Origin of the sequence: Citrobacter sp. MGH100 (assembly GCF_001034465.1) — a bacterium.
Taxonomy (GTDB): Bacteria; Pseudomonadota; Gammaproteobacteria; order Enterobacterales; family Enterobacteriaceae; genus Citrobacter; species Citrobacter youngae.
In genome coordinates, this window is record NZ_KQ089802.1 from 464037 (window position 1) to 476010 (window position 11974).

Annotated in this window: 10 protein-coding genes; all 10 read right to left on the bottom strand. The window is 51.1% G+C overall.

Annotated features, from left to right (window positions below):
• Nucleotides 1–77 precede the first annotated feature (77 nt).
• A complete protein-coding gene (gene phoU / locus SK32_RS20025) occupies nt 78–803 on the bottom strand; it encodes a phosphate signaling complex protein PhoU (RefSeq protein WP_003023824.1) in 726 nt (241 codons plus the stop codon).
• 14 nt (nt 804–817) lie between these two features.
• Nucleotides 818–1591, bottom strand: coding sequence for a phosphate ABC transporter ATP-binding protein PstB (gene pstB / locus SK32_RS20030; RefSeq protein ID WP_003023821.1), 774 nt, complete (start codon nt 1589–1591; stop codon nt 818–820).
• Nucleotides 1592–1700: 109 nt separating this feature from the next.
• Nucleotides 1701–2591 carry a phosphate ABC transporter permease PstA gene (gene pstA, locus SK32_RS20035; protein ID WP_048213781.1) on the bottom strand — a complete coding sequence of 297 codons (891 nt, stop codon included), beginning with the start codon at nt 2589–2591 and terminating at the stop codon, nt 1701–1703.
• Nucleotides 2591–3550 (bottom strand): phosphate ABC transporter permease PstC, encoded by a 960-nt coding sequence (gene pstC / locus SK32_RS20040; RefSeq protein ID WP_048213782.1) that lies wholly within the window; start codon nt 3548–3550, stop codon nt 2591–2593. Before pstC ends, pstA begins: the two co-directional genes overlap by 1 nt.
• A 262-nt stretch (nt 3551–3812) precedes the next feature.
• The gene (pstS, locus tag SK32_RS20045; RefSeq protein WP_048213783.1) at nt 3813–4853 is read right to left on the bottom strand and encodes a phosphate ABC transporter substrate-binding protein PstS; all 1041 of its coding nucleotides are present in this window, start codon (nt 4851–4853) and stop codon (nt 3813–3815) included.
• A 334-nt stretch (nt 4854–5187) separates the two neighbouring features.
• Nucleotides 5188–7017: a glutamine--fructose-6-phosphate transaminase (isomerizing) gene (gene glmS, locus SK32_RS20050; RefSeq protein ID WP_048213784.1), complete on the bottom strand. Its 1830-nt coding sequence runs from the start codon at nt 7015–7017 to the stop codon at nt 5188–5190.
• Nucleotides 7018–7241: 224 nt separating this feature from the next.
• Nucleotides 7242–8612 (bottom strand): bifunctional UDP-N-acetylglucosamine diphosphorylase/glucosamine-1-phosphate N-acetyltransferase GlmU, encoded by a 1371-nt coding sequence (gene glmU, locus SK32_RS20055; RefSeq protein WP_048213785.1) that lies wholly within the window; start codon nt 8610–8612, stop codon nt 7242–7244.
• A gap of 647 nt (nt 8613–9259) precedes the next feature.
• Entirely contained in the window at nt 9260–9679 is a 420-nt protein-coding gene (locus tag SK32_RS20060) for a F0F1 ATP synthase subunit epsilon (protein WP_005121460.1), read from the bottom strand.
• A gap of 20 nt (nt 9680–9699) precedes the next feature.
• Nucleotides 9700–11082 carry a F0F1 ATP synthase subunit beta gene (gene atpD / locus SK32_RS20065; protein WP_003023806.1) on the bottom strand — a complete coding sequence of 461 codons (1383 nt, stop codon included), beginning with the start codon at nt 11080–11082 and terminating at the stop codon, nt 9700–9702.
• A gap of 26 nt (nt 11083–11108) precedes the next feature.
• On the bottom strand, nt 11109–11972 hold the full coding sequence (gene atpG, locus SK32_RS20070; protein ID WP_005121458.1) for a F0F1 ATP synthase subunit gamma: 864 nt from the start codon (nt 11970–11972) through the stop codon (nt 11109–11111).
• Between the last annotated feature and the right edge of the window lie 2 nt (nt 11973–11974).

The following is an 11974-nucleotide window of genomic DNA, read 5'->3' on the forward strand; positions in this document are numbered from 1 at the left end:
GTAGGCCCGGTAAGCTTGCGCCACCGGGCAATTGCCGGATAGCGCTAACGCTTATCCGGCCTACTTTCTACGTTTTTTCACTCTTTAGGATCTTTGCCCGCCAGCAGCTTATCCAGTTCATCGCCGCCCACGTGACGGAAGTCTTGTCCCTTCACGAAATAGAAGATGTATTCGCAGATATTCTGGCAGCGGTCACCGATACGCTCGATGGAACGTGCGCAGAACAGCGCGGTCAGCACACTTGGAATGGTACGCGGGTCTTCCATCATGTAGGTCATCAGCTGGCGCACAATGCCTTCATATTCCTGGTCGACTTTCTTATCTTCACGATAAATACGTACCGCTTCGTCGAGATCCATACGCGCAAACGCATCCAGCACGTCATGCAGCATTTGTACGGTGTGACGACCCAGCGATTCCAGACTTACCAGCAGCGGCTGATGCTGTTGCGAGAACTTCTCCAGCGCGGTGCGGCAAATTTTGTCCGCCACATCACCAATACGCTCCAGCTCAGCGATAGTTTTGATAATCGCCATCACCAGACGCAGGTCGCTGGCGGTAGGTTGACGCTTGGCGATGATACGCACGCAGGCTTCATCGATCGCCACTTCCATCATGTTGACGTTTTTATCGCCTTCAATGACGCGCTTCGCCAGTTCGCTGTCCTGATTATGCATGGCGGTAATCGCATCAGAAAGCTGCTGCTCTACCATGCCACCCATGGTCATCACCTGGGTACGGATGCTTTCCAGCTCTGCATTGAACTGGCCGGAAATATGTTTATTAAGGTTAAGGTTATCCACAACAAGCTCCTGAATCAGCCGTAACGACCGGTGATGTAGTCTTCAGTTTGTTTCTTCGCGGGCTTGGTGAACAGATCGTCCGTGTTGCTGAACTCAATCAACTCGCCCAGGTACATAAATGCCGTGTGATCGGAACAACGCGCTGCCTGTTGCATGTTGTGGGTAACGATAACAACGGTGTAATCCTCTTTCAGCTCAGTGATCAGCTCTTCAATACGCCCGGTAGAAATCGGGTCGAGCGCTGAACATGGCTCATCAAGCAGTAGCACTTCCGGGCGAATGGCGATACCACGCGCAATACACAGACGCTGCTGCTGACCACCGGAGAGAGAGTACCCGCTCTGGTGTAATTTATCTTTGGTTTCATTCCACAGTGCGGCCTTGGTCAATGCCCACTGCACACGTTCGTCCATATCCGCACGCGAGAGTTTCTCAAACAAACGTACGCCAAACGCGATGTTGTCGTAGATAGACATTGGGAACGGCGTCGGCTTCTGGAACACCATGCCGACTTTGGCACGCAGCAGCGCGATGTCCTGGGTGTTGGTGAGAATATTGTCACCATCCAGCAGGATTTCACCTTCCGCACGCTGCTCCGGGTACAGTTCAAACATTTTGTTGAAGGTACGCAGCAGCGTCGATTTACCACAGCCTGACGGCCCGATAAACGCCGTGACCTGGTTTTTCGCGATATCCAGGTTGATGTTCTTCAGGGCATGGAATTTGCCATAGTAGAAGTTCAAATCACGAACCTGAATTTTACCCGGGGCAGTATCAACCATACTCATTTCAATCTCTTCCTCATCATGCCTGATGGCGCGCAGCTTTCAGGCCTACATCTATGTCATTCGTAGGCCGGATAAGGCGTTTACGCCGCCATCCGGCAAGGCAATAAACTTAACCGTGTTTCTTCTTCGCGAAAATGACGCGCGCCAGAATGTTCAGCAGCAGTACGCACAGGGTAATAATCAGTACCCCAGCCCAGGCCAGTTGTTGCCATTCAGCAAATGGGCTCATCGCAAACTTAAAGATCGTGACCGGCAGGTTGGCTATAGGCTGCATCATGTCAGTGCTCCAGAACTGGTTGGAGAGCGACGTAAACAGCAGCGGAGCCGTTTCACCTGCAATACGGGCAATTGCCAGCAGAATACCGGTAATAATGCCCGATACAGACGCCTTCAGGGTGATTGCAGAAATCATCTTCCACTTCGGCGTACCCAGCGCATAGGCGGCTTCACGCAGGCTATCCGGCACCAGCTTGAGCATGTTCTCTGTGGTACGAATAACGATAGGTACCTGCAGCAACGCCAGCGCAATCACGCCCGCCCAGCCGGAGAAATGTTCCATTTTTGCTACCACGATGGTGTAAACAAACAGACCGACCACGATGGATGGTGCAGAAAGCAGAATGTCGTTGATAAAGCGGATGACCTCAGCCAGCCAGGACTTACGCCCATACTCAGCCAGGTAGATACCCGCCATAATGCCGAGCGGGGTACCAAACACGGTCGCCCACAGAATCAACAGACCGCTACCGGCCAGGGCGTTCGCCAGACCACCACCTGCCGTATTCGGCGGCGGCGTCATTTCGGTGAACAGCGCCAGCGACATACCGTCAATACCGCGGGTAATCGTGGACATCAGGATCCAGATAAGCCAGAACAGACCAAATGCCATCGTCGCCATTGAGAGCGTCAGCGCGATGCGGTTCTTCAGACGGCGACGCGCCTGCATTTTACGGCGTGATTCTGCCAGTGCGGTGGTGTTTTGCATTTCCAGCGTAGCCATTAGCGTGCCCCCTCATTTTTCGCAAGGCGCATGATCATGAACTTAGACGCAGCCAGTACGATGAAGGTGATCACAAACAGAATCAGACCCAGCTCCATCAACGCGGCAACGTGCAGCCCAGATTCCGCTTCGGCAAATTCATTCGCCAGCGCAGAGGTAATACTGTTGCCCGGCATGTACAGCGATGCGCTGTCGAGTTGGTAGGTGTTACCGATGATAAAGGTCACCGCCATGGTTTCACCCAGCGCGCGACCCAGACCCAGCATTACGCCGCCAATGACACCATTTTTAGTGAACGGCAGAACGATACGCCAGATAACTTCCCAGGTAGTACAGCCAATACCGTAGGCTGACTCTTTCATCAGTACCGGCGTTTGTTCGAACACATCACGCATAACTGCCGCAATGTACGGGATGATCATGATGGCGAGGATCACGCCAGCCGCCAGAATACCGATACCAAATGCCGGGCCAGCAAACAGTGCGCCAACAAACGGAATGTTGGAAAGAATATTACCGACCGGCTCCTGGAAATACGTCGCAAACAGCGGGGCAAAGATAAACAGGCCCCACATGCCGTAAACGATACTCGGGATCGCCGCCAGCAGTTCAATAGCGATACCCAGCGGACGTCTCAGCCAGCCAGGTGCAAGTTCCGTCAGGAACAAAGCAATGCCGAAACTCACCGGAACGGCGATCAGCAGTGCGATAAGTGAGGTGACCAGCGTACCGTAAATCGGTACCAGTGCGCCGTAGATATCATTTGGCGCATCCCAGTCTTTGGTCCAAAGGAATGAGAAACCAAATTTCTGGATGCTTGGCCAGGAGGAGATGATCAGAGAGACAATAATGCCACCCAACATCAATAGCACAATCAGCGCAGCCAGTTTTACCAGCGCGCTGAAGATCATGTCACCCTTTTTACCCGGTGGGTTAAAAGCAGGCTTGGTTGCAGCCATAAATCACTCTTTAAGTTTGGGCCAGGAAGCGCGCATTTTATCGTGCTTCCCAGCTAACGTAATGCCATACCCTAAATAATTCGAGTTGCAGCAAGGCGGCAAGCTTGTGACAAATTCGTCAGGAACGAATTTGAACAGCCGGAGGCTGCCTTCGGTGAGGGACAAGGATGTCCCTCATTCATCCCCAGGAGCATAGATTTACTATGTGACTGGAGTGAACAAGCGCAGCCAACACAGCTGCGGCTCGAAGTATGACGGGTATTTAGTACAGCGCTTTACCGCTGCTGTCTTTCACATTGGTCTTCCATGCAGCACGAATCTGCTCAACCACGCTGTCCGGCAGGCTGGCGTAATCCAGGTCGTTGGCCTGTTTGCCGCCATTTTTGTACGCCCAGTCAAAGAACTTCAGCACTTCAACGCCCTGCTCAGGCTTCTTCTGCTCTTTATGCACCAGGATGAAGGTGGTGGAAGTGATTGGCCACGCATTGTCACCTTTCTGGTTAGTCAGATCCTGAGCGAAGGTTTTGCTCCAGTCAGCGCCTTTAGCTGCATTAGCAAAGTTTTCTTCTGTCGGGCTTACCGGCTTACCATCAGCAGTAACCAGTTTGGTGTATGCCAGGTTGTTCTGCTTAGCATAAGCGTACTCAACGTAGCCGATAGAGCCTGGCAGACGCTGGACGAACGCAGCGATACCGTCGTTACCTTTACCGCCCAGACCGGTCGGCCAGTTCACAGTAGAGCCTGCGCCAATTTTAGATTTCCACTCTTCGTTCACTTTCGCCAGGTAGCTGGTGAAGACGAAGGAGGTACCGGAACCATCTGCACGACGCACAACGGCAATGTTCTGAGAAGGCAGCTTCAGACCCGGGTTCAGTTTGGTGATGGCTTCATCATCCCACTTCTTAATTTTGCCGAGGTAGATATCGCCCAGAGTTTTACCGTCAAGCACCAGCTCTCCGGACTTCAGGCCAGGGATATTCACCGCCAGCACCACACCGCCGATCACTGTCGGGAACTGGAACAGACCTTCCTGAGCCAGCTTCTCGTCAGATAACGGCGCATCAGATGCACCGAAATCAACGGTATTTGCGGTAATTTGTTTTACACCACCGGAGGAGCCGATACCCTGGTAGTTTACTTTGCTACCGGTCTCTTTCTGATAAGTATCAGCCCATTTGGCATACACTGGCGCAGGAAAAGTTGCACCAGCACCTGTCAGGCTCGCTGCAGCAAAGGCAGAGAACGCGCTCATAGATAAGGTCGCGGCGACAACAGTTGCGACAGTGGTACGCATAACTTTCATAATGTCTCCTGCACGGTTTTCGTAAATTGTTGTTTGAGTTGCTACTGTGAGCAAAATAGGACAAACAGGTGACAGTTAAATGTACGAAATATGACAGTTTTATGACAATGAAAAATAATGCGCCAAGAACAATTAAAAATTGTATAAAAACAGCAAGTTAATAGATTATATGACAATCATATTTCGGCAAAATTTTCTTTTTATGACACTGAAAACAGTAGCTGAAGATGACGGTTTGTCACATAAAACAGGCGGGATAATTGATTAAAAACAGAACGCGTTTAAAAAAATGCCCCGCTTTGAGCAGGGCATTTTCAGTTCAGCGAGGTATCGCTTATTCCACGGTAACCGACTTCGCCAGGTTACGCGGCTGGTCCACGTCAGTACCTTTAATCAGCGCCACATGATACGCCAGCAGTTGCAGCGGAACGGTATAGAAGATCGGTGCAATCACCTCTTCCACATGCGGCATCTCGATGATATGCATATTTTCATTACTGATAAATCCTGCATCCTGATCGGCGAAGACGTACAACTGGCCGCCACGGGCACGCACTTCTTCAATGTTGGATTTCAGTTTTTCCAGCAACTCGTTGTTCGGTGCAACCACGATAACCGGCATATCCGCGTCAATCAGCGCCAGCGGACCGTGCTTCAGCTCACCAGCGGCATACGCTTCTGCGTGAATATAAGAAATCTCTTTCAGCTTCAGGGCGCCTTCCAGCGCAATGGGGTACTGATCGCCACGACCAAGGAACAGTGCATGGTGTTTGTCAGAGAAGTCTTCCGCCAGTGCGGCAATACGCTTGTCCTGTGACAGCATCTGCTCAATACGGCTCGGCAGCGCCTGTAACCCGTGAACAATCTCTTGTTCAATAGTCGCATCCAGACCTTTCAGACGAGCCAGCTTCGCCACCAGCATTAGCAGAACAGTCAGTTGGGTGGTAAATGCTTTCGTGGAGGCCACGCCGATTTCGGTCCCGGCATTGGTCATCATCGCCAGGTCAGATTCACGTACCAGAGAAGAGCCTGGAACGTTACAGATTGCCAGCGACCCCAGATAGCCCAGCTCTTTAGATAAGCGCAGACCCGCCAGGGTATCCGCCGTTTCACCGGACTGAGACAGGGTAATCATCAAACTGTTACGACGCACAGCGGATTTGCGATAACGGAACTCAGAAGCAATTTCCACATCACAAGGAATGCCGGCCAGCGACTCAAACCAGTAGCGGGATACCATGCCTGAGTTGTATGACGTGCCGCAGGCAATAATCTGGATATGCTCGACCTGAGACAGCAACGCATTGGCATTAGGGCCAAGCTCACTTAAATCCACTTCGCCATGACTGATACGCCCGGTCAGCGTATTTTTTATCGCGTTCGGTTGTTCATAGATCTCTTTCTGCATGTAGTGGCGATAAATACCTTTTTCGCCCGCGTCGTATTGCAGATTAGATTCAATATCCTGACGTTTTACTTCCGCGCCAGTCTTGTCAAAAATAGAGACTGAACGACGCGTTACCTCGGCGATATCGCCCTCTTCCAGGAAGATAAAGCGACGGGTTACCGGCAGCAGAGCCAGCTGGTCGGAAGCGATAAAGTTTTCACCCATGCCCAGACCGATAACCAGCGGGCTACCAGAACGCGCCGCCAGCAGAGTTTCCGGATTACGGGTATCCATGATCACTGTGCCGTAGGCACCGCGCAGCTGCGGAATAGTACGCAATACCGCTTCACGCAGTGTACCGCCCTGTTCCAGCTCCCAATGCACCAGGTGAGCAATCACTTCGGTGTCGGTTTCAGAAACAAAGGTATAGCCACGCGTTTTCAACAGCTCACGCAGTGGTTCATGGTTTTCGATGATGCCGTTATGCACCACCACAATGTGTTCAGAAACATGAGGATGCGCGTTCGCTTCTGAAGGTTCACCGTGTGTCGCCCAACGGGTATGAGCGATACCTGTACCACCATGCAACGGATGTTCTTCCGCAGCAGCAGTCAGCATCTGCACTTTACCCAGACGACGCAGACGGGTCATGTTACCTTCAGCATCGACGACGGCCAGACCGGCTGAGTCATAACCACGATATTCCAGACGACGTAAACCTTCGAGAAGGATTTCAGCTACATCACGCTGCGCGATAGCGCCAACAATTCCACACATATTTTTTAATTCCGAATTTAGGCATTATGCCTGTCGTTGTCGCTGACCTGTATTTGCCCTTTCCGGGCGCCCCGAGCCTTGTAGAGAGTGGGGTTATTTTTATAGGTACTGCTTGTTGAGCGGAGGATTATGTTATCCCCTCATCTCTTGTCTGCCTGATGGCGCTTACGCTTATCAGGCCTACAGAACGTCACCGCACGTAGGCCGCCATCCGGCAAAATCACTTACTTCTTCTTCACCGGACGCTGCCAGCCCTGTTTATGGACCTGCGGTACACGGCTTAATACCAGTTCGTTATCAGCGATATTACGCGTCACTGTGGTTCCAGCGGCGATCGTCGCGCCTTTACCCACGGTAACAGGCGCCACCAGTTGAGTATCCGAACCCACAAACACATCATCACCAATAATGGTTTTAAATTTATTAGCACCATCGTAATTGCAGGTGATCGTCCCCGCGCCGATGTTCACGTTATCGCCAATTTCAGCATCGCCCAGATAGGTCAGATGACCGGCTTTAGAACCTTTACCCAGACGCGCTTTTTTCATTTCGACGAAGTTGCCCACGTGTGCGCCTTCCTGCAGCTCAGCACCCGGACGCAGACGCGCAAAAGGCCCGATAGTACAGGCCGCTTCCAGATGGGCATCTTCCACCACGCTGTACGGGCTAAGCTCACAGCCATCGCCAATTACGCTATTTTTGATAATGCAGCCAGTACCAATCTTGACGCGATCGCCAAGGGTTACGTTGCCTTCAATGATAACGTTAGTATCAATTTCAACATCGCGCCCGTGAATAAGCGAACCGCGAAGATCAAAACGTGCGGGATCGCGTAACATAACGCCAGCTAACAGCAGTTTCTCTGCTTGTTCGGACTGATAGACACGTTCAAGACGGGATAACTGAAGTCGGTTGTTCACCCCTTCGGTTTCGCTAATACGTGCCGGATGTACCGCAGCAATTTCACGACCTTCCTGGTACGCCATCGCAATGATATCGGTGATGTAATATTCACCCTGCACGTTGTTGTTGGTCAGTTTAGATAACCAGCGCTTCATATCAGCGCCATTGGCAATCAGGATGCCGGTGTTAATTTCCTGGATCTTGCGTTGCTCGTCGGTCGCATCTTTATGCTCAACGATGCCAGTAACGCTGCCGTTATCACGCGTAATGCGCCCATAGCCGGTTGGGTCGTCCAGTTTTACGGTTAATAAGCCAATACCCCCCTGAGGTTTAGCATCGCGCAGGCGGCGTAACGTTTCAGTGGAGATTAACGGCACATCGCCATAGAGCATTAAAATGTCTTCGTCATCACCAAAGAACGGTGCAGCCTGCTGCATAGCATGACCGGTTCCCAACTGCTCTGCCTGCAGAACCCAGTTCAGATTGCCATCTTTCAACGTCTGCTGAAGCAAATCACCACCGTGCCCGTAGACCAGGTGTACATGAGTTGCGCCTAATTCATTAGCGGCATCAATAACATGCTGCACCATCGCTTTTCCTGCGAGAGTGTGCAGCACTTTAGGAAGATCGGAATACATACGTGTACCTTTGCCTGCGGCAAGGATCACGACGCTCATAGCATTATTCAACATACACATCCTGACTGTCATTTGAGAACGAATTTATACCCTTTCATATTGAAAATACTACATTTTTTTCATCATGAAATGGGCCGAAGATAAAACGTTCAATAGGGGAAAATCCCTAACTATTAACTCACTATTTTCGACTATATCGGCGCCTTTTGTCTCCCAAAAACCAGGAGCATGCTCTTATTAAAGCCTTAGGTTAATGTTTTTGCTATTTTTTTACCGCATGAATAAAGAGTTACACATGCAAAGCCCGATTTTATTTATGTGATTCAGTAAGAAACCGAAAATGCGTACGCGAAAATAAAAAGTTGAGGGAGAAGAGGAGGAAGAGAGGATCTATAACAACAAGTGGCGCTGACTGATAAACCGTATCAAGCATCGCGCCACAGGACGGGCAGGTAAAAGCTAAAAGCTCATATTGCTGAACATGGCGATGATTTTATTGAGTAATTTCATGTTGGCATCTCTTTTTATTTGAGTTCATTATGTGATATTCATCACATAAAAAGAGTCTACGCCGCATTTTTTAACCAATCAACTTTTTTTGATCTAAATCACAAAACAGATTTCACTTTAAATGTTTATGCAACAAAACAAAAAAAGCCAGCCTGGAAACCAGACTGGCTTTTGTGCTTTTCAAGCCGGTGTTACATCGCTTTTTTGGTCAACTCGATAACGCGCAGTTTCGCGATCGCTTTGGCCAGTTCCGCAGATGCCTGAGCGTAATCCACGTCACCATGAGAGCTCTTAATATGCTCTTCAGCCTTACGTTTCGCTTCCAGGGCTCTCGCTTCATCGAGATCCTGCCCGCGAATCGCGGTATCAGCCAGTACGGTCACGTTGCCAGGCTGCACTTCAAGAATGCCGCCGGACAGATAGATAAACTCTTCATGACCGAACTGTTTAACGATGCGGATCATACCAGGCTTAATGGCGGTGAGTAGCGGTGCGTGACCCGGGAAAATACCCAGTTCACCTTCACTACCCGTTACCTGGATTTTTTCGACCAGACCAGAGAACATTTGTTGCTCTGCGCTGACGACGTCCAGGTGGTAAGTCATTGCCATATCACCCTCCGATTAAGGCGTTAAAGTTTTTTGGCTTTTTCTACGGCTTCGTCGATAGAACCAACCATGTAGAACGCCTGCTCTGGCAGGTGGTCGTATTCGCCTTCCATGATGCCTTTAAAGCCACGGATGGTGTCTTTCAGGGAAACGTATTTACCCGGAGAACCGGTGAATACTTCCGCAACGAAGAACGGCTGGGACAGGAAGCGCTGAATTTTACGCGCACGTGCTACCACCAGTTTATCTTCTTCAGACAGTTCATCCATACCCAGGATGGCGATGATGTCTTTCAGTTCCTGATAACGCTGCAGCAGGGACTGTACGCCACGCGCGGTGTCGTAGTGTTCCTGACCAACAACCAGCGGATCCAGCTGACGGCTGGTGGAGTCCAGCGGGTCAACTGCCGGGTAGATACCCAGAGATGCGATCTGACGGCTCAGTACCACGGTTGCATCTAAGTGAGCAAAGGTGGTTGCTGGGGATGGGTCAGTCAAGTCATCCGCAGGTACGTATACCGCCTGAACGGAGGTGATAGAACCGGTTTTGGTAGAAGTGATACGTTCCTGCAGAACACCCATCTCTTCCGCCAGGGTCGGCTGGTAACCTACCGCTGATGGCATACGACCCAGCAGTGCGGATACTTCCGTACCGGCCAGGGTATAACGATAGATGTTATCGACGAACAGCAGTACGTCACGACCTTCGTCACGGAATTTCTCAGCCATGGTCAGACCGGTCAGCGCAACGCGCAGACGGTTTCCCGGCGGCTCGTTCATCTGGCCATAAACCAGGGATACTTTATCCAGAACGTTGGAGTCGGTCATTTCGTGGTAGAAGTCGTTACCCTCACGAGTACGTTCACCTACACCCGCAAACACAGAGTAACCGGAGTGCTCGATCGCGATGTTACGAATAAGCTCCATCATGTTTACGGTTTTACCTACACCCGCACCACCGAACAGACCAACTTTACCGCCCTTAGCGAACGGACACATCAGGTCGATAACTTTGATGCCGGTTTCCAGCAGTTCCTGAGAGCTGGACAGCTCTTCATAGGAAGGTGCTGCGCGGTGAATAGCCCAACGCTCTTCTTCTCCGATATCGCCTTTCATGTCGATCGGGTGACCCAGAACGTTCATGATACGACCCAGCGTTGCTTTACCTACCGGGACTTCGATCGGGTGCTCGAGGTCTTTAACTTCCAGACCACGACGCAGACCGTCGGAAGAACCCATGGCGATGGTACGTACGATACCGCCGCCGAGCTGCTGCTGAACTTCCAGCACCAGGCTCTCTTTACCATTCATAACCTCAAGAGCATCGTACACGCGCGGTACGGCATCCTGAGGGAATTCGACGTCAACCACGGCGCCGATTACCTGGACAATTTTTCCAGTAGCCATCTTGAATCCTCTACGAATTAACCTGGTTATACCGCGGATGCACCACCGACGATTTCGGTGAGTTCCTGAGTAATGCTGGCCTGACGAGCTTTGTTGTATACCAACTGCAGCTCTTTAATCAGGCTGCCGCCATTGTCGGTCGCGGCTTTCATCGCCACCATACGTGCGGCCTGCTCGCTGGCCAGGTTTTCTACCACGCCCTGATAAACCTGAGATTCAACGTAACGACGCAGCAGGGTATCCAGCAGCGGTTTCGGGTCTGGTTCATACAGGTAATCCCAGGCTTTTTGTTTTAACTCTTCATCTTCTGAAGCCGGTAAAGGCAGCAGTTGAGTGAGAGTAGGAACCTGAGACATGGTGTTAATAAATTTGTTGCTGACAACGTACAGTCTGTCCAGACGACCTTCATCGTAGGCCTGCAGCATCACTTTAACCGGGCCGATCAGTTCGGACAGGGAAGGGTTATCCCCCATACCGGTTACCTGAGCAACCACGTTACCGCCTACGGAATTAAAGAAAGACACGCCCTTAGAGCCGATCATTGCGATATCGCACTGAACGCCTTTATCGGACCATGTTTTCATATCCGCCAGCAGCTTTTTGAACAGGTTAATGTTCAAGCCACCGCACAGACCACGGTCGGTCGACACCACCAGGTAGCCCACGCGCTTAACGTCGCGTTCTTCCAGGTAAGGGTGCTTATATTCCAGATTACCATTCGCAAGGTGACCAATCACTTTGCGCATGGTCTCTGCATAAGGACGGCTGGCCGCCATGCGATCCTGCGATTTACGCATTTTGGAAGCGGCGACCATCTCCATCGCTTTAGTGATCTTCTGCGTGTTCTGGACGCTTGCGATCTTACTACGTATCTCTTTTGCGCCGGCCATGA

Excerpts from the sequence above, each read along its gene's own strand:
- pstB (WP_003023821.1), bottom strand. The coding sequence starts at position 1,591 with ATGAGTATGGTTGATACTGCCCCGGGTAAAATTCAGGTTCGTGATTTG.
- pstA (WP_048213781.1), bottom strand. The coding sequence starts at position 2,591 with ATGGCTACGCTGGAAATGCAAAACACCACCGCACTGGCAGAATCACGC.
- pstC (WP_048213782.1), bottom strand. The coding sequence starts at position 3,550 with ATGGCTGCAACCAAGCCTGCTTTTAACCCACCGGGTAAAAAGGGTGAC.
- pstS (WP_048213783.1), bottom strand. The coding sequence starts at position 4,853 with ATGAAAGTTATGCGTACCACTGTCGCAACTGTTGTCGCCGCGACCTTA.
- glmS (WP_048213784.1), bottom strand. The coding sequence starts at position 7,017 with ATGTGTGGAATTGTTGGCGCTATCGCGCAGCGTGATGTAGCTGAAATC.
- glmU (WP_048213785.1), bottom strand. The coding sequence starts at position 8,612 with ATGTTGAATAATGCTATGAGCGTCGTGATCCTTGCCGCAGGCAAAGGT.
- SK32_RS20060 (WP_005121460.1), bottom strand. The coding sequence starts at position 9,679 with ATGGCAATGACTTACCACCTGGACGTCGTCAGCGCAGAGCAACAAATG.
- atpD (WP_003023806.1), bottom strand. The coding sequence starts at position 11,082 with ATGGCTACTGGAAAAATTGTCCAGGTAATCGGCGCCGTGGTTGACGTC.
- atpG (WP_005121458.1), bottom strand. The coding sequence starts at position 11,972 with ATGGCCGGCGCAAAAGAGATACGTAGTAAGATCGCAAGCGTCCAGAAC.